A 16,883-nucleotide genomic window follows, 5' to 3' on the forward strand; every position below is an offset into this window, starting at 1 on the left:
AAGTGCCTGACGACAAACAGGCACTTATTGACTATCTTTCCATCAATACTTATTAAGATTCGTGATCCTGATGTGAATCAACAAAGTTTCATAGAGAAACTGTAATACTCTTACATAAGTAGAAAAGTTACATAAAAAAGTGCGTTTTCATTGGTAATCCTGTAGAGGAAATGTAACATAACGCACAGTTCTGGATTATGCAGGTTGCTTGGTAACAAGGGGCCTAAAAGAAAATTAAATAATTGATTGCCAAAGATCGAGGGTGAGCATGATTAAGAAGATCGGTGTTTTAACAAGTGGCGGTGACGCACCTGGTATGAACGCGGCGATACGCGGCGTAGTACGTACAGCACTATCCGAGGGATTGGAAGTATTCGGTGTGTACGACGGCTACCTAGGCCTATACGAAGGCCGCATCGAGAAGCTAGATCGTTCTAGCGTTTCAGATGTGATCAACAAAGGTGGTACGTTCCTAGGTTCTGCACGTTTCCCTGAATTTAAAGAAGTGGAAGTGCGTGAAAAAGCGATTGAGAACCTGAAAAAACATGGTATCGATGCGCTAGTCGTGATCGGTGGTGACGGTTCGTACATGGGTGCGAAGAAACTGACTGAGATGGGTTACCCATGTATCGGTCTGCCAGGCACAATCGACAACGATATCGCTGGTACTGACTACACAGTGGGCTACCTAAGTGCACTAAACACAGTTATCGATGCGATCGACCGTCTACGTGATACTTCTTCATCTCACCAACGTATTTCAATTGTAGAAATCATGGGTCGTCACTGTGGTGACCTAACTCTGATGTCTGCAATCGCGGGTGGTTGTGAGTACATCATCACTCCAGAAACTGGCCTAGACAAAGACAAGCTGATCAGCAACATCCAAGACGGCATCGCAAAAGGTAAGAAACACGCAATCATCGCGTTGACTGAGCTAATGATGGATGCCAATGAACTGGCTCGTGACATCGAAGCGGCGACAGGTCGTGAAACTCGTGCAACAGTACTTGGTCACATTCAACGTGGTGGTCGTCCAACGGCATTTGACCGCGTTCTAGCATCTCGCATGGGTAACTACGCTGTTCACCTACTGCTTGAAGGTCATGGCGGTCGCTGTGTAGGTATCGTGAAAGAGCAACTTGTTCACCACGACATCATCGACGCGATCGAAAACATGAAGCGTCCAGTACGCAACGATCTATACAAAGTTGCTGAAGAACTGTTCTAAGCAAGTTTGAAATAGATAAAGAAAAACCGCGGCTTTCCGCGGTTTTTTTGTATTTGAGTATCAGCAAAAGGAAGCTGACGCATCGGACAAAATCTTACGAAGCGCTGCTCTGTTCAATGAGCGTCAATTTACGTTCGCGCAGTGCAAACATATAGCCAAGTAGGCCACCTAACGTATTCCCCACTGCGATACCTATAAACAAGCCTTCAATACTGTAAATTTGGCTTCCGATCCATGCCGATGGCAGGGTAAACACAAACAAACGCATAAAGCTCCATTGGAATGCTCGTAATGGTTTGTGCATCGCATTCAACCCACTGATTAACATCATCACAATGCCTTGAAAACCATAACTGAACGGCACCACAAGCAGGTAATGCCACAGCAGATTTTTAACTGCTTCTTCCTGCGAGAACAATGCCGCTAGAGGAATACTCAATGGCACCATCATCAAGAAGATAAACCCTTGGAACACCACCGCAAAACGCATGCTGATAAATAAGCCGGAAAAGGCGCGTTGAGGGTTTTTCGCCCCTAAGTTTTGTGCCATGAATGGCGTGAGTGCTGAGGTCAGAGACATCAAGACTAGGATCAAAATAGACTCAATACGCTGCGCCGCACCGTAAGCCGCAACTGCTGCCGTACCGTGGTTGGATAAAAGCATCATCAAAATTGCGCCCGACAATGGATTCATCGCGTTCGACAGTGCGGCAGGAGTGCCGATTTTTAACGTTTGCTGCCAATCTTGTTTCAGTAAGGACCATTGGGGTTGAGCGAGCAACTTTTCGCGTTTAACTAGCACATAGAATGAGCCACATAGTGCACCTAACCAGCTAAAAGCACTGGCTATTGCCGCACCTTGGATACCAAGCTCGGGGAATGGGCCAAGTCCGAAGATCAGCAGTGGATCGAGCATGCCGTTAATCAAGCCTGCCAACATCATGATTTTGGCGGGTGTTTTTGTATCCCCAGATGCTCGTATCGCACTGTTGCCTGCCATCGGGATCACCAACAATGGAATGGTGAGATACCACACCTGCATGTACTCTTCGATGAGTGGAATTAGGTCGTCGGCTGCGCCAAGAAAGCGGAACAGTGGTGCAATGGTGGCAAAGCCAATCGAAGAGGCGATAGCCACGAGTAACACCGCTAATAACAAACCGTGAGTGGTAAACCGAGCGGCTTGTGGGGCGTGACCTTGTCCAAGTAAGCGACCAATATTGGTCGATAGACCCATCCCTATCCCCATCGTGATGCAGTTAACCGCAAAGGTTACAGGGAAGGTATAGCTGATCGCCGCTAGCGCTTGAGTACCAAGCAACGAGATAAAAAACGTGTCCACCAAGTTAAACATCAAAATCGCGATCATGCCCATGGTCATGGGGACGGTCATTTTCCGCAGCGTTTCAGGAATAGGTGCGGTCAACAAACCATGCTTATCGGTCGCTTGGGGTTCCAGCTTGTTATTTTCCTGCATGTATGACAACTATGTGGTGAGCAAACTGCAAGGATACAAGAAAGCGAGATGCCGGGCGAGTGAGCATTTCGAACGCAAACCGTTGCTTAGTTGTTCGTTATTTTAACTAAGTCACAAAAATTTTGTGCCCCCCCCTTGGGATCGCTGCTTCGACCCCTTATATAGGGATCACGTGTCTGGGGCTAAAGTCCCTAAGGACAATTATCAAATAAACATGGAAATTTTCAGGAGAGACGACCGATGAACATTCGTCCATTACATGACCGAGTTATCGTTGAACGTAAAGAAGTTGAATCTAAGTCTGCTGGTGGCATCGTTCTGACTGGTTCTGCTGCAGAAAAATCAACTCGCGGTGTTGTTCTAGCTGTGGGTAAAGGCCGCATCCTAGAAAACGGCACAGTACTGCCGCTGGACGTTAAAGTTGGTGATACTGTTATCTTCGCTGAAGGTTACGGTACAAAAACTGAAAAAATCGACGGTAAAGAAGTGCTTGTCATGTCTGAAAACGACATCATGGCGATCGTTGAATAATAGCAATCATTGAGTAATTTTTTACTCAGATTCAATTACGAAATTACACACAAAGAATTTTAGAAAGGAAATCAAAGATGGCTGCTAAAGACGTTAAATTTGGTAATGACGCACGAGTTAAAATGCTAGAAGGTGTAAACGTTCTGGCTGACGCAGTAAAAGTAACACTGGGTCCTAAAGGACGTAATGTCGTTCTAGACAAATCTTTTGGTGCACCGACTATCACGAAAGATGGTGTATCAGTAGCGCGTGAAATTGAACTGGAAGATAAATTCCAGAACATGGGCGCACAAATGGTTAAAGAAGTTGCGTCTAAAGCAAACGACGCGGCAGGTGACGGTACAACAACAGCAACAGTACTAGCACAATCTATCGTAAACGAAGGTCTAAAAGCAGTCGCAGCGGGTATGAACCCAATGGACCTTAAGCGTGGTATCGACAAAGCAGTAGCTGCAGCAGTAGAGCAACTAAAAGAGCTTTCTGTTGAATGTAACGACACGAAAGCGATCGCACAGGTTGGTACTATCTCTGCAAACTCAGACGCAAGCGTAGGTAACATCATTGCTGAAGCAATGGAGCGTGTGGGCCGTGATGGCGTTATCACTGTTGAAGAAGGTCAGGCGCTACAAGATGAGCTAGACGTAGTAGAAGGTATGCAGTTCGACCGCGGTTACCTATCTCCTTACTTCATCAACAACCAAGAGTCAGGCAGTGTTGATCTAGAAAACCCATTTATCCTGTTAGTTGATAAGAAGATCTCAAACATTCGTGAACTTCTTCCAACGCTAGAAGCTGTAGCGAAAGCGTCTCGTCCACTGCTTATCATCGCAGAAGATGTAGAAGGCGAAGCGCTAGCAACATTGGTTGTCAACAACATGCGTGGCATCGTGAAAGTTGCAGCAGTGAAAGCACCTGGCTTCGGTGACCGTCGTAAAGCAATGCTACAAGACATCGCGATCCTAACTGGCGGTACTGTTATTTCTGAAGAAATCGGTCTAGAGCTTGAAAAAGTAGCACTAGAAGATCTAGGTCAAGCGAAGCGTGTTTCTATCACGAAAGAAAACACGACTATCATCGATGGTATCGGTGAGGAAGAGATGATCTCTGGTCGCGTAGCTCAGATTCGTCAACAAATCGAAGACGCAACTTCAGACTACGACAAAGAGAAACTACAAGAGCGCGTAGCGAAACTGGCTGGCGGTGTTGCAGTAATCAAAGTTGGTGCAGCAACTGAAGTTGAAATGAAAGAGAAGAAAGACCGTGTAGAAGATGCGCTAGCCGCGACTCGTGCAGCGGTTGAAGAAGGTGTTGTTGCTGGTGGTGGTGTTGCACTTATCCGCGCGGCATCTAAGATTGCTCACCTAACGGGTGACAACGAAGAGCAAAACGTTGGTATCCGCGTTGCACTACGTGCAATGGAAGCGCCAATCCGTCAAATCACGAAGAACGCAGGTGAGGAAGACTCAGTGGTTGCGAACAATGTGAAAGCGGGTGAAGGCTCTTACGGTTACAACGCGGCAACAGGCGAATACGGCGACATGCTAGAGATGGGTATTCTAGACCCAACGAAAGTAACTCGTTCTGCGCTACAGTTCGCAGCATCGGTTGCGGGTCTGATGATCACGACTGAAGCAATGGTTACTGACCTACCGCAAAAAGACGCACCAGCGATGCCTGACATGGGCGGCATGGGTGGCATGGGCGGTATGGGTGGCATGATGTAAGCCAGCTTATCTCTTTGCTCTAAGGGAATCCTTATAGCGGAAAGATAACCGACCAAACCTTTAAAAGTCGAGGCATTTGCCTCGACTTTTTTATGTGCGTTATCCGAGAAATATAGCATTCTGATGTGGCTTCGATTGTGAGAGGCGAGTTCAAGAAATGTCAGTGGAAAAACATGAAAATAGAAGCGATAAAATTTTTTCTTTTGAGTCAGATGGTTAAATCTGACCTACCGCTAACACTTTTTGAACGTGGATAGCGCAAAATCTGAACATTACACTATGTTGTAAATTGTTGCTTCCCATCATGGAGATGAAAATGAAAAAGCTTATGACGTCATTGGCGGTTGCAGCCGCTATCGCATCACCAGTTGCTCTTGCTGACAGTACACCTGTGATGTTCTCTACTATCGACAACACAAACGCACCTTCTAGCTCGTCAGTTGGTGGTGTTCGTTTAGCTGTGTTGCATGGACAGGTGAATGAGGTTAAAGGTGTCGACTTTTCACTGCTTGGTATGTCAGAAACGGATCGTACGACAGGTGTGAACTTCGGTCTGTTTTTTGGTGCAGCAAAGGTAAACCAAGAAATGAAAGGTGCGTCTTTAGGCTTAGTTAACTGGAACCAAGGTCAGACGACGGGTGTTAACTTGGGTGCTGTCAACATTACGAACAATGTAAAAGGCTTGAACTGGAGCGCGGTGAACTATTCTGAAGGCTACACCATGGCGGATGTGGGCTTGGCGAGTATCTCTAAAAAGTCTAACTTCCAGTTTGGTTTCTTCAACATGACCGATCAAATTGATGGCGTACAAATTGGTCTTTTGAACTGTGCGGATAACGGTTTCTTCAAGTGTTTCCCACTCATCAACTTCGCTAAATAATCCCCGAGCAAGTCAGAATTTTTAGATACCGAAAGCCCTCGATATTCGTCGAGGGCTTTTTAATTACTGATGGGGTGAAGCGAGTTTATCGGCGGCGTTAACTATTTAATTAAGCGGGATGAGGTTTTGCGTTGTTGAATTCTTTGGTGAACCCCTCGGCGCAATGCTTTGATGTGGTTTTCTGCTTTATCCACGCCCAGTAACACCGTTAAAGCCAGTAGGGTAATGACCACCGACTGCGTTAAATAACCCAAACCGATCATCAACCCTAATCCTGCCAGTACCCAAATAACCGCTGCGGATGTTACGCCGTGGATTTTTCCATCGAGTGTCATCATCACGCCTGCGCCTAAGAAGCCGACGCCAGTAATAATCTGACCAAGCACGCGTGCTTGATCGAGTGTATTTGGCGATAACGATACTGCCATCGACATAAACAGGTAAGTGCCTGAAATAATAAGAATTGCCGTGCGAATGCCAACAGGTTTACCACGAGTTTGGCGTTCGATACCGATCATTAGCCCATTAATGGCACAGCATAGTAGGGCAGGCCAGCTGAATGGGCCAAGATCGAAAATTTGTTCGAGTGCTGTATGCATCTTGACCTCCAAAAGAGCGGAGTATGCATAGACTTACCGTGCAAAGCGAACAAAAAGGAACGGTCGTGACGACAAATTTAATTGAGCGTCAGGACCTATTCTAAATGCAAATCCAATGGCGTTTTACTTGGCCTGCCACCAATTTCTCGTGTCAGTTTTGGTACCAGGTAACCCGATACACGCGTGATGAGTCCGCGCATAATGGCTTTTGCTTCTTCGTCCGAAATAAAGTAGTGCGCCGCGCCTTGCACCTTATCAAGAACGTGGAGGTAATAAGGCAAGATACCCGCGTCAAATAAGGCTTCACTTAATGCCACTTGAGCTTCTACCGAATCATTCACGCCTTTCAGCAGAACGCCTTGGTTTAGAAGCGTAACGCCTGCTCTTTTGAGCTTGAACATCTGTTCAGCAAATTCGTCATTGATTTCGTTGGCATGGTTGATGTGAGTCACAAGGATGATTTGCAACCTTGATGCTTGCAGCAGTTGGCATAGTTCATCAGTGACTCGAGCGGGAATCACCACAGGTAAACGGCTATGAATACGCAGACGTTTGATGTGAGGTATGTGAGCAATATGCTCTAAAAGCCAATGAATTTCATCGTCTTTTGCCATTAATGGATCACCACCTGAGAAGATGACTTCGTTCAACTCTGGTTGCTGCGCCATGTACTCTAAGCACTTTGTCCATGCCTGCTTGCCGCTTTTATTTTCTTGATATGGGAAGTGACGACGAAAACAGTAACGGCAATTTACCGCGCAGCCACCTTTGACGATCATTAAGGCGCGGTTGCGATACTTGTGTAGCAGACCAGGGACTTCATTATCCTGCTCTTCTAACGGATCGTTGGAATAGCCCGGATGTACTTCAAATTCGTCACTTAATGGTAAAACCTGACGTAAAAGAGGGTCTTTAGGGTTGCCTTTCTCCATCCTATCGACAAAACTTTGCGGTACACGCTGTGCAAACAGCTTGCGCGCGGCAAACCCGTCTTGCCACGGTGAAGGATCTATTTCCAGTATTTCGAGCAATTTTGCAGGATCAGAGATCCCATTCGCCAACTGTTTGAGCCAGTTTTGCTCAACAGATTCGACTTTTCGGGTTATTATGTGCGGCATTGAATTTAGCTCTAAGAATGTAAGAGGAAAAAATGGCTACAGTTAGCACCAATGAATTTAAAGGCGGTCTTAAGTTAATGCTTGATAACGAGCCTTGTGTAATTCTGGAAAACGAATACGTTAAACCAGGTAAAGGCCAAGCGTTCAACCGCGTTAAAATTCGTAAACTTCTTTCTGGTAAAGTGCTAGAGAAAACATTCAAGTCTGGTGACACTTGTGAAGTGGCAGACGTAATGGATATCGACCTAGATTATCTATATTCAGACGGCGAATTCTACCACTTTATGAACAGTGAAACGTTTGAACAGATCGCAGCAGACGCAAAAGCGGTAGGTGACAACGCTAAGTGGTTGGTAGAAAACAACACTTGTATGATCACACTTTGGAACGGTAACCCAATTACTGTTACTCCACCAAACTTCGTTGAGCTAGAAGTGGTAGACACAGATCCAGGCCTGAAAGGTGATACTCAAGGTACTGGCGGTAAACCAGCTACGCTATCAACTGGCGCTGTTGTTCGTGTTCCTCTGTTCATCTCAATTGGTGAAGTGATTCGCGTTGATACTCGTACGGCCGAATACGTAGGCCGTGTGAAGTAAGCACTTTAGATTGATTGTTTGAAAGGTCGCTTCGGCGGCCTTTTTTATTGCCTGTAATTCTCTCTTGAATGTCCCTGCATAGAAAATCGATATCCTCCGCAAATTTTCGATGATTTTGTATTATTCGTAAAAATCTTATTTATTTCATGAATCTGTCGATTATTCCTTAATGTAACATTTTGATACATTAGTTCTTGTTGTTGAGTTGCATAGCAATCTGATTTTTATCGATTTAACTCAGTAACAATCCAAAAAGGAGAACAAAATGGAAAGCAGAGGCTTAGGAAGGGGTTTAAAGGTGGAAGAAAGACGTCAGTTACTACACAAAGGATTGAAAGCTGCGGTGTTTGGCGTACCGCTGTTGGCAATAGGCTTAACGATTAATAGCTCTGTGCTGATGACCGATGCAGGTTACAGCTACGTGCATCAGAACAATATCACTGGTGAGTTGGATGTGTTTACTGAACCTGGCATTCATTTTCGCATGCCATTTCTGTCCAAAATCACCAAGTATGACCAAGTGATCACTGTGTCATTCGGTAACAGCAAGGGCGAAGATTTTTATCAACGTCTTGATGCGATTCAGGTTCGGTTTGCCGACACCTACATTGGTCAGATCCCCGTAACATTCCGCTTTAAGCTCAGTAATGACCCTGAAGCGGCGAAGAAGATGCACAAAGAGTTCCGTAACAACAGTAACTTGATTGATGCGCTGCTTGTAAAGAACGCACGTAACGTGACGGTGATTACTGCTACCCAATACACGGGTGAAGAGTTTTTCCAAGGTGGTTTGAACCAGTTCAAATCGAAACTTGGCGATCAGTTGCGAGAGGGGATTTATCTAACAGAGCGACGTCAGGTTGAAGTGGAAGAGTTGGATCTTGCGCCTGTTGGGGCGAATCAGGCCAATGCGAACCAACTACAGCGCACCAATCAACTGGTTTGGAAAACGGTGCCAGTTGTAGATAAAACTGGGCAACCAATTCGTCAAGACAACCCGTTACAACAATACGGCATTCAAGTGACGCAGGTGACCATTGGTGATCCACAGCCAGAAAAGCAATTGGATCAGCTATTGGCGGATAAAAAGCGTTTAGTGGCGGATCGTATTCGCGCGATTCAGGAACAAGAAACGTCGAAAGCACAGGCAGAGACCGAGCAGTTACGCAAAGAGATTCAACGAACACGTGAAGTGCAAGACGCTCAGCGTGGTAAAGAACTCGCTATTATTGCTCAGCAAAAAGAAGTGGAAGTTGCACGTCAGATTGCAGAGCGTGAAATCGTTGAAGTGGAAAAAACCAAACGACTTGCTGAAGTCGAGAAGGAGAAAGAGCTAGCTATCGCAGAGGCTAACTTAGCCATTCAAAAGGCGAACGCACTTTCTGCTGAGTTTGAAGCGAAAGCGATATTAGCGAAAGGTCGTGCAGAATCTGAGGTCCTAAAAGCGAAGTACTCGGCGTTAGGGGCAAACCGTGAAGTTTATTTGGCAGAGTTGAATCGAGACGTAGCGAACTCGTTGTACAACAACTTGCAAAACTTCCAAGTTCAGATGCCACAAAACTACATTGGTGGTAGCGAAGAAACGGGCTTGAAAACAAACCTAGATGTGATTACTGGCTTTGGTGCCCTGGGTCTTATGGACCAAACGAAGAAGGTCATACAGCAATAAGATCATGGGTGGTCAAAAGCTTAAAAAGCAAAAAGATCATGGGTAACCCAAAGCAATAAAAAAAGCTGGCATAGAGCCAGCTTTTTCTTTTTTAGTCAGTATCTTAAATCATGAAGATAAAGATAACGGCTAGTGCAGTAATGAGGCCTGCAAATGCATAGCACGCAATTTTACCTATCACACCAGTGTGGAATTTAAGGTCGTGCATGCCGTGGTGTACACGGTGCATCGCATGCCACATTGGTAGAGCTAGGGTGCCAATGATGAATAGCGCACCGATGATACTGGTTGCGAATTCGGAGACACGCTCGTAGCTCATCGCTTCTGCATCAATCACGCCTAGTGGGACCAAGATACCTAGCACCAATACCGTGATTGGCGTGATCATCGCGAACCAAGTACCGCCAGCACCAAATAGACCCCACCAGATTGGCTCATCAGAACGTTTTGGTGATGTGTTTACACTATAATTCGGTTTCATGCTCAGCTCCTTACACCACGATGAGAACGATCAGTGAGATGAACGCAACCGCGGCCCACTGAGTCAATACGATGATTTTCTTGTCCACTAGTTTGCCTTTCAAACGAATTGGCATTACTTGTGGCATCATGCTGAAGAAAGTTTGAGCGTGGAATAGGCTACCTAGTAGTGCAACGATGTTGATTGCGACTACGATTGGGTTTGCCATAAAATCCAACCAACCTTGCCATGCTTCAGGGCCTTTCACCAAGCAACCTAAACCGAAAGTTAGGAACAGAGTGAATAGGATCAAAGGCAGCACAGTCGCTTCACGTAGCATGTAGAAGCGGTAGAAAGGATGGTTCTTCCACCAAGTGCGTTTTACTTCACGAACGTAAGGTTTACGATTGCTCATCCTTATGCCTCCACTTTCTTTGGTGAACCATCAGGTTTCAACATAGCAATCACGAAGTCCATAGAAGACTCCACTTTGCCTTGGTTTACTGCCGCTGCTGGGTCAACGTTCTTCGGACAAACTTCAGAACAGTAACCAACAAACGTACAACCCCAAGCACCGTTTTCACCGTTGATAAGCTTCATGCGCTCATCTTTACCGTTGTCACGGCTGTCTAGGTTGTAGCGGTGCGCTAGCGTTAGTGCCGCAGGACCGATGAATTCAGGGTTTAGACCAAACTGAGGACACGCCGCGTAGCAAAGACCGCAGTTGATACAACCAGCGAACTGCTTGTATTTCGCCATTTGCTCTGGCGTTTGCAAGTTCGTACCGTCTTCCGGCTTACGGTCGTTACCAATGATGTACGGTTTGATTGCTTCAAGACGTTCGATGAACGGCGTCATATCAACAATCAAGTCTTTCTCGATTGGGAAGTTCGCTAGAGGCTCGATAGTCACACCGTCTGGGTAATCACGTAGGAAGCTCTTACAAGCAAGCTTCGGTACGTTGTTCACCATGATGCCGCAAGAACCACAGATCGCCATACGGCAAGACCAACGGTAAGACAGATCTTTGTCTAGGTGATCTTTAATGTAGCCCAGTGCGTCAAGCACAGACATGGTTTCATCGAATGGCACTTCGAATGTTTGCTTGTATGGTTCTGCATCTTTTTCTGGGTCATAACGCAGAATGTCTACTTTTTGAATGCGATTTGCTGACATTATGCTTGCTCCTCTGCGTTCTTCTCTTCAGCTGCGGCTTTTTCTGCTGCTTCACCGTATAGACGAGCTTTTGGTTGTGACTTAGTGATAGTCACATTGCTGTAATCGATACTTGGCGCTGAATCTGGTTTGTAGAAAGCAAGTGAGTGTTTTAGGAAGTTCACGTCATCACGTTCTGTACAACCGTCGTCTAGACGTTGGTGCGCACCGCGAGATTCTTTACGTAGAATCGCAGAGTGAACCATCGCTTCTGCGACTTCTAGGCCGTAACCCACTTCAATTGCGTACAGAAGATCAGTGTTAAACACTTTGCCTTTGTCTTTAATGCTGATGCGTTTGTAGCGTTCTTTTAGTTCGGTGATCTTGTTAATGGTTTCTTGCATCAAATCTTCTTGACGGTAGATACCACAACCCGCTTCCATGGTATGACCCATTTCCGTGCGGATGTTTGCCCAGTTCTCATCACCTTCTTGGTTCATCAGTTTGGCGATGCGCTCTTCAACTGCTTTCACTTGAGCATCGATTGCAGAATCGTTCCAACCTTTGAATTCTTCAGCGCGTTTCACTGCGTTTTCACCCGCTACGCGACCAAATACCACAAACTCAGCCAATGAGTTAGAACCTAGACGGTTTGCACCATGAAGACCAACAGACGCACATTCACCAACCGCGAATAGACCTTTAATGCGAGTTTCACAGCCGCCGTTTGTCTCGATACCACCCATGGTGTAGTGAACCGTTGGACGAATTGGAATTGGCTCTTTTGCAGGGTCTACGTTTACGTAAGCTTTTGCTAGCTCACAGATGAACGGTAGACGCTCTTGTAGGTACTCTTCACCAAGGTGGCGAAGGTCTAGGTGCACCACGTCACCCAGTGGGTGTTTGATGGTGTTGCCTTTCTGTTGTTCGTGCCAGAAAGCTTGAGAAACTTTGTCACGAGGACCCAGTTCCATGTATTTGTTCTTCGGTTGGCCAACTGGAGTTTCAGGACCCATGCCGTAATCTTGTAGGTAACGGTAGCCGTTCTTGTTAACGATGATACCGCCTTCACCACGACAACCTTCCGTCATCAGGATACCTGTGCCAGGAAGACCGGTCGGATGGTATTGAACGAATTCCATATCACGTAGAGGAACGCCGTGACGGTAAGCCATTGCCATGCCATCGCCCGTTACGATACCGCCGTTGGTGTTACAGTGGTAAACACGGCCCGCGCCACCTGTTGCTAGAACAACAGATTTTGCTTTGATAGTAACAAGCTCGCCTTCAGACATGTGAATAGCAATCAGACCTTGAACTTCGCCTTCATCAACAAGCAGATCCACCACAAAGTACTCATCAAAGCGTTTGATGTTGCTGTACTTCATGGATGTCTGGAATAGCGTATGAAGCATGTGGAAGCCAGTTTTATCTGCAGCGAACCAAGTACGTTCAACCTTCATACCACCAAAGCGGCGTACGTTGACTTCACCGTTCTCTTTACGACTCCATGGGCAACCCCATTGCTCCATTTGGATCATTTCGCGAGTCGCGTTCTCTACAAAGTATTCAACAACGTCCTGTTCACATAGCCAGTCACCACCGCCAACAGTGTCGTTGAAGTGGTTGTCTAAGCTATCTTCATCCTTGATAACTGCTGCTGAGCCACCCTCTGCAGCGACCGTGTGGGAGCGCATTGGATAAACTTTAGAAATCAGAGCGACTTCTAAGTCTGGGTTTGCTTCAGCCGCTGCAATAGCAGTACGAAGACCAGCGCCGCCTGCGCCGATGACTGCGATATCTGTGGTGATAATTTGCACAGTTATCCTCCAGTGTGTGATTGCGGAAATCCGCTTGTTATTGTCATTACGAGGCGCTCTTTAAAAAGAACTCCCCAAAAGTAGTAGGGTTAGTGTAGATGAGCCACATGGCAGAAAAATTGATGTAATTGGGTTTTTGCTTCGGTAATGCACTTAAGGGCATAGAATTTATAGGTTATGTGACTGCTATCACGGCATCGAGGTTTTGGCCCTCAAGCATTAACATTAGGGATGTTAAACCTGTGTTGCGTGACATTAACCGCATGGATAATAGGATTTTAACTGAGTGTTTTTTGTGCTGCGGCACGAGTAATGCTTGCCTCAAATTTGAACAATGTGGCGGGAGAATAGAGAAGGGAAATTCCCCTCTCGTTGAACAGTGAAAAGCATGTAGAATGGGTTTTTACGCGCTAAATTAGAGTTTTGAGAGACTTGTTATGCAAACCAACTGGCAACCTACTGCTTCCATTGACCAACTTCGTCAACGTGCGACGTTAATCGCGTCGATTCGCCAATTCTTCGCTGATCGACAGGTGATGGAAGTCGACACGCCAGCCATGAGTCACGCAACCGTGACCGACATTCATTTGCATACTTTCCAAACCGAGTTTGTTGGCCCGGATTACGCCGATGGTAGCAAGCTGTTCTTTATGACCAGCCCTGAATTCCACATGAAGCGCCTGCTGGCGGCTGGCAGCGGTTGTATTTATCAAATCAACAAAGCATTTCGTAACGAAGAAAATGGTCGTTACCACAATCCAGAATTCACGATGTTGGAGTGGTATCGCGTTGGCTTTGACCATCATAAATTGATGGATGAAATGGATGATCTGTTGCAACTGGTATTGAAGTGTGGCGCAGCGCAGCGCATGACGTATCAACAAGCCTTCATTGATGTGTTGGGTGTGTGCCCACTAGAAGGCTCGATGACGGAGCTGAAAGCGGCGGCAAGCAAGCTGGGTTTGAGTGACATTGCAGAGCCTGAAGAAGATCGCGATACGTTACTGCAATTGCTATTTAGCGTGGGAGTCGAACACAAAATTGGTCAGGATGTGCCTGCTTTTGTGTACGACTTCCCGGCATCGCAGGCGGCGCTTGCGAAAATCAATCCTCAAGACCATCGTGTTGCGGATCGCTTTGAGGTGTATTTTAAGGGAATTGAGCTGGCAAATGGGTTCCATGAACTCGATAACCCGAAAGAGCAACTGGCGCGTTTTGAGCAAGATAACGCGAAGCGTCTCGACATGGGTTTAAAACCGCAGCCAATCGACTATCATTTGATCTCCGCATTGGAGGCAGGGTTGCCAGATTGTGCGGGTGTTGCGTTAGGCATCGATCGTTTGATCATGCTAGCGCTCGGCTGTGACCACATTGATCAAGTGACGGCTTTTCCATTCCCAATCGCATAAGGATATTCAATGAACTTGGCTGCTGCACGTTTGGTCATTCTCAGCTACGCAATACTGATCGCTTACTTATCGTTGAGCTCGGGAGAGTTGCAAGACTGGGGCAACATTGCGTATCTTGATAAAATGCAGCACGCCATGGCGTACAGCGGATTTGCGTTTTTAGGTTGCTTTTGCGTGTGGCGTTGGCGTCAACGTTGGGCGGTGGCGATTGGTATCTTATTATTTAGTGCTGCCATCGAATGGCTACAAGGGTATGTCGGAAGACAAACTTCTTGGTTAGACCTTGTCGCCAACTCAACGGGTATTCTAACTGGTCTGTTATGTTACCGTATTTGGAGCCTCTATCGACCTAGGTTGGTGAAGTCGCTATACTCGATTCGTTAATGAAGAGGGAACACGATAACAATGAAAACGCGCGACAAAATAGTCTACGCGGCACTGGAGTTGTTCAACCAACATGGTGAACGCAACATCACCACCAATCACATTGCCGATCACATCGAAATTAGCCCAGGTAATCTGTATTACCACTTCCGTAATAAGCAAGAAATTGTTCGTGAGATCTTTGCGCTTTATTCAGCAGAACTTTTAGAAAGATTTACCCCTATTCAAGGCTCACAGGAAAGCCTGACTATGCTGAAGAGCTACCTAGATTCCATCTTTACGCTAATGTGGAAATACCGCTTTTTCTACGCGAATCTACCTGAGATCTTGTCACGAGATGAGCAGTTACATGAGCAGTACATCGATGTGCAAGAAAAGCTGCAAGCGAACCTCATTGCGATCATGCAAGAGTTTGTATCGCTGAAGCTGCTTAATGTAGATCAACAGCAGTTGAAGTCACTGGTGTGTACGTTGCATTTGATTGCGTGTAGCTGGTTGGCGTATCAATCTGCAATGGCTTCGAAAACCAGCATCACTGAGCAAATGGTGAAGCAAGGGATGTTGCAGATGCTTAATGTCGTTAAGCCATTAGCAACTGAGCAGGGGTTAGAGCAGCTACTGTTACTGGAAGATGCGGTCAGCAATCTACACAGTTAAACGTCAAACTGCTTAATATTTCGAGAGTCACTCTCATTTTCGAGTCGTGGCTCGAGTTGACTTGTCAAATATGCCACGCACAATAGTCCTCATACCGTTCAGCCCTCTCTGGGATATGACTCTCGATAAAGGAACTATCGCTCCATGAATTACGACATTTTTAATGGCGATGCTGATGGCATCATTGCGCTTCTACAATTACGCTTGGCTGATCCTATCGAGGCTCAGTTAATTACTGGTGTAAAGCGCGATATCAAGCTGGTGGAAAAAGTAGACGTGCAAGCGGGTGATGAGTTAACGGTGTTAGACATTTCGATGGAAAAGAACATGGTAGGCCTAGAGCAAGCATTGGCTCAAGGCGCGCACGTGTTTTACGCCGATCACCATAAGGCGGGTGATATTCCTCAGCATGGCAACTTGGATGCGCACATCGATCTCGATGCCAACATGTGTACGGCTTTAATTGTCGATCAATTGCTAAATGGACGTTTTCACACATGGGCGATTACGGCGGCTTATGGCGATAACATGATCGCGAAAGCAGATGAATTGGCTGACAAGGTCGGCTTGTCACACGATCAGAAAGCGCAGCTTAAAGAGCTTGGCACTTTGATTAATTACAACGGTTACGGTTCGAAAGTGGATGACTTACATTTCCATCCAGCGGATTTATACCAAGCTTTGCTGAAGTACGCGTCGCCATTTGATGTAATTGAAGATAAAACTTCGCCTTACTACCAACTGCAATCTGCTTACCGACAAGATATGGATGCCGCTCTGGCAGTGCCTGCCACGCATGAGAGCGGTAAGCTGAAGCTGTTCGAACTACCAAACACGGCCGCATCACGTCGAATCAGTGGTGTTTATGGCAATTGGCTGGCAAATCAAAACCCAGATTCTGCTCATGCAGTACTCACCGAAAATGCAGATGGCACTTACACGGTCTCTCTACGCGCCCCGTTGAACAACAAACAAGGCGCCGTTGCCGTGTGTGGGCAGTTTCCAACTGGTGGCGGCCGAGAAGCGGCGGCAGGCATCAACGCCTTAAGCAAAGATGATGTAAGTGCTTTTATTGATGCGGTAGAAACGTACTACGTATAGCATTTGCCAAAATATGAATACAAAAAAGGAGCCGAGTGGCTCCTTTTTTATTATAAGTCGATGAGTCAG

At 46.3% G+C, this 16,883-nt stretch carries 17 protein-coding genes; 10 read left to right on the plus strand and 7 right to left on the minus strand.

Annotation, left to right across the window (positions count from 1 at the left end):
* Nucleotides 1-268 precede the first annotated feature (268 nt).
* Nucleotides 269-1,231 carry a 6-phosphofructokinase gene (pfkA, locus tag MSG33_RS21950; RefSeq protein WP_048626679.1) on the plus strand — a complete coding sequence of 321 codons (963 nt, stop codon included), beginning with the start codon at nucleotides 269-271 and terminating at the stop codon, nucleotides 1,229-1,231.
* Between the two features lie 94 nt (nucleotides 1,232-1,325).
* On the opposite strand, the gene MSG33_RS21955 is transcribed toward pfkA, so the two are convergent.
* On the minus strand, nucleotides 1,326-2,708 hold the full coding sequence (locus MSG33_RS21955; protein ID WP_074190085.1) for an MATE family efflux transporter: 1,383 nt from the start codon (nucleotides 2,706-2,708) through the stop codon (nucleotides 1,326-1,328).
* 240 nt (nucleotides 2,709-2,948) lie between these two features.
* Between MSG33_RS21955 and MSG33_RS21960 the strand changes: the two genes are divergently transcribed.
* The 3 genes from MSG33_RS21960 (at nucleotide 2,949) to MSG33_RS21970 (ending at nucleotide 5,843) form a co-directional block, all read left to right on the plus strand.
* Entirely contained in the window at nucleotides 2,949-3,239 is a 291-nt protein-coding gene (locus tag MSG33_RS21960; protein ID WP_005381516.1) for a co-chaperone GroES, read from the plus strand.
* A 77-nt stretch (nucleotides 3,240-3,316) separates the two neighbouring features.
* Nucleotides 3,317-4,963, plus strand: a complete 1,647-nt coding sequence (gene groL / locus MSG33_RS21965) for a chaperonin GroEL (RefSeq protein ID WP_005381509.1) — start codon at nucleotides 3,317-3,319, stop codon at nucleotides 4,961-4,963.
* Between the two features lie 316 nt (nucleotides 4,964-5,279).
* Complete coding sequence (locus MSG33_RS21970) at nucleotides 5,280-5,843, plus strand: phaC PHA synthase (protein ID WP_248382119.1); 564 nt, start codon at nucleotides 5,280-5,282, stop codon at nucleotides 5,841-5,843.
* Nucleotides 5,844-5,944: 101 nt separating this feature from the next.
* Here MSG33_RS21970 and MSG33_RS21975 read toward each other — a convergent pair whose 3' ends face one another.
* Together MSG33_RS21975 and epmB are read right to left on the minus strand one after the other, a co-directional pair.
* Nucleotides 5,945-6,442 (minus strand): MgtC/SapB family protein, encoded by a 498-nt coding sequence (locus MSG33_RS21975; RefSeq protein ID WP_005395427.1) that lies wholly within the window; start codon nucleotides 6,440-6,442, stop codon nucleotides 5,945-5,947.
* 95 nt (nucleotides 6,443-6,537) lie between these two features.
* Nucleotides 6,538-7,560 (minus strand): EF-P beta-lysylation protein EpmB, encoded by a 1,023-nt coding sequence (gene epmB, locus MSG33_RS21980; RefSeq protein ID WP_005381502.1) that lies wholly within the window; start codon nucleotides 7,558-7,560, stop codon nucleotides 6,538-6,540.
* A 32-nt stretch (nucleotides 7,561-7,592) separates the two neighbouring features.
* On the opposite strand from epmB, the gene efp reads away from it, so the two are divergent.
* Nucleotides 7,593-8,159, plus strand: coding sequence for an elongation factor P (gene efp, locus MSG33_RS21985; protein ID WP_005395425.1), 567 nt, complete (start codon nucleotides 7,593-7,595; stop codon nucleotides 8,157-8,159).
* A 265-nt stretch (nucleotides 8,160-8,424) separates the two neighbouring features.
* On the plus strand, nucleotides 8,425-9,828 hold the full coding sequence (locus tag MSG33_RS21990) for an SPFH domain-containing protein (RefSeq protein ID WP_248382121.1): 1,404 nt from the start codon (nucleotides 8,425-8,427) through the stop codon (nucleotides 9,826-9,828).
* Nucleotides 9,829-9,931: 103 nt separating this feature from the next.
* Here the strand turns inward: MSG33_RS21990 and frdD are convergent, their stop codons facing one another.
* From frdD to frdA, 4 genes are read right to left on the minus strand one after another with little or no spacing between them, the layout of a single operon-like run.
* The gene (frdD, locus tag MSG33_RS21995; protein ID WP_005395421.1) at nucleotides 9,932-10,309 is read right to left on the minus strand and encodes a fumarate reductase subunit FrdD; all 378 of its coding nucleotides are present in this window, start codon (nucleotides 10,307-10,309) and stop codon (nucleotides 9,932-9,934) included.
* 10 nt (nucleotides 10,310-10,319) lie between these two features.
* Nucleotides 10,320-10,703 (minus strand): fumarate reductase subunit FrdC, encoded by a 384-nt coding sequence (gene frdC / locus MSG33_RS22000; protein ID WP_005395419.1) that lies wholly within the window; start codon nucleotides 10,701-10,703, stop codon nucleotides 10,320-10,322.
* Nucleotides 10,704-10,705: 2 nt separating this feature from the next.
* Nucleotides 10,706-11,464: a succinate dehydrogenase/fumarate reductase iron-sulfur subunit gene (locus tag MSG33_RS22005; protein ID WP_005381489.1), complete on the minus strand. Its 759-nt coding sequence runs from the start codon at nucleotides 11,462-11,464 to the stop codon at nucleotides 10,706-10,708.
* Entirely contained in the window at nucleotides 11,464-13,263 is a 1,800-nt protein-coding gene (gene frdA, locus MSG33_RS22010) for a fumarate reductase (quinol) flavoprotein subunit (RefSeq protein ID WP_248382123.1), read from the minus strand. The genes MSG33_RS22005 and frdA overlap by 1 nt, the downstream gene beginning before the upstream one ends.
* Before the next feature lie 437 nt (nucleotides 13,264-13,700).
* Between frdA and epmA the strand changes: the two genes are divergently transcribed.
* The 4 genes from epmA to MSG33_RS22030 all read left to right on the plus strand — a co-directional run bounded on the left by epmA (nucleotide 13,701) and on the right by MSG33_RS22030 (nucleotide 16,814).
* Nucleotides 13,701-14,672 (plus strand): elongation factor P--(R)-beta-lysine ligase, encoded by a 972-nt coding sequence (gene epmA, locus MSG33_RS22015; protein ID WP_152815358.1) that lies wholly within the window; start codon nucleotides 13,701-13,703, stop codon nucleotides 14,670-14,672.
* 9 nt (nucleotides 14,673-14,681) lie between these two features.
* A complete protein-coding gene (locus tag MSG33_RS22020) occupies nucleotides 14,682-15,056 on the plus strand; it encodes a VanZ family protein (RefSeq protein WP_005395414.1) in 375 nt (124 codons plus the stop codon).
* 21 nt (nucleotides 15,057-15,077) lie between these two features.
* A complete protein-coding gene (locus tag MSG33_RS22025; protein WP_005395413.1) occupies nucleotides 15,078-15,713 on the plus strand; it encodes a TetR/AcrR family transcriptional regulator in 636 nt (211 codons plus the stop codon).
* Nucleotides 15,714-15,857: 144 nt separating this feature from the next.
* Nucleotides 15,858-16,814 (plus strand): DHH family phosphoesterase, encoded by a 957-nt coding sequence (locus MSG33_RS22030; protein ID WP_145533601.1) that lies wholly within the window; start codon nucleotides 15,858-15,860, stop codon nucleotides 16,812-16,814.
* The last annotated feature ends 69 nt before the right edge of the window (nucleotides 16,815-16,883 follow it).

The organism is Vibrio sp. 1CM7H (genome assembly GCF_023161645.1).
Lineage (GTDB): Bacteria > Pseudomonadota > Gammaproteobacteria > Enterobacterales > Vibrionaceae > Vibrio > Vibrio diabolicus.

Bases quoted from the DNA above. Each gene is read 5' to 3' on its own strand.
- MSG33_RS22020 (WP_005395414.1), top strand. From the start codon at position 14,682: ATGAACTTGGCTGCTGCACGTTTGGTCATTCTCAGCTACGCAATACTG.
- MSG33_RS21975 (WP_005395427.1), bottom strand. From the start codon at position 6,442: ATGCATACAGCACTCGAACAAATTTTCGATCTTGGCCCATTCAGCTGG.
- pfkA (WP_048626679.1), top strand. From the start codon at position 269: ATGATTAAGAAGATCGGTGTTTTAACAAGTGGCGGTGACGCACCTGGT.
- MSG33_RS21970 (WP_248382119.1), top strand. From the start codon at position 5,280: ATGAAAAAGCTTATGACGTCATTGGCGGTTGCAGCCGCTATCGCATCA.
- MSG33_RS21990 (WP_248382121.1), top strand. From the start codon at position 8,425: ATGGAAAGCAGAGGCTTAGGAAGGGGTTTAAAGGTGGAAGAAAGACGT.
- epmB (WP_005381502.1), bottom strand. From the start codon at position 7,560: ATGCCGCACATAATAACCCGAAAAGTCGAATCTGTTGAGCAAAACTGG.
- MSG33_RS21955 (WP_074190085.1), bottom strand. From the start codon at position 2,708: ATGCAGGAAAATAACAAGCTGGAACCCCAAGCGACCGATAAGCATGGT.
- frdC (WP_005395419.1), bottom strand. From the start codon at position 10,703: ATGAGCAATCGTAAACCTTACGTTCGTGAAGTAAAACGCACTTGGTGG.
- MSG33_RS22030 (WP_145533601.1), top strand. From the start codon at position 15,858: ATGAATTACGACATTTTTAATGGCGATGCTGATGGCATCATTGCGCTT.
- MSG33_RS22005 (WP_005381489.1), bottom strand. From the start codon at position 11,464: ATGTCAGCAAATCGCATTCAAAAAGTAGACATTCTGCGTTATGACCCA.
- MSG33_RS22025 (WP_005395413.1), top strand. From the start codon at position 15,078: ATGAAAACGCGCGACAAAATAGTCTACGCGGCACTGGAGTTGTTCAAC.
- groL (WP_005381509.1), top strand. From the start codon at position 3,317: ATGGCTGCTAAAGACGTTAAATTTGGTAATGACGCACGAGTTAAAATG.
- frdD (WP_005395421.1), bottom strand. From the start codon at position 10,309: ATGAAACCGAATTATAGTGTAAACACATCACCAAAACGTTCTGATGAG.
- MSG33_RS21960 (WP_005381516.1), top strand. From the start codon at position 2,949: ATGAACATTCGTCCATTACATGACCGAGTTATCGTTGAACGTAAAGAA.
- efp (WP_005395425.1), top strand. From the start codon at position 7,593: ATGGCTACAGTTAGCACCAATGAATTTAAAGGCGGTCTTAAGTTAATG.
- epmA (WP_152815358.1), top strand. From the start codon at position 13,701: ATGCAAACCAACTGGCAACCTACTGCTTCCATTGACCAACTTCGTCAA.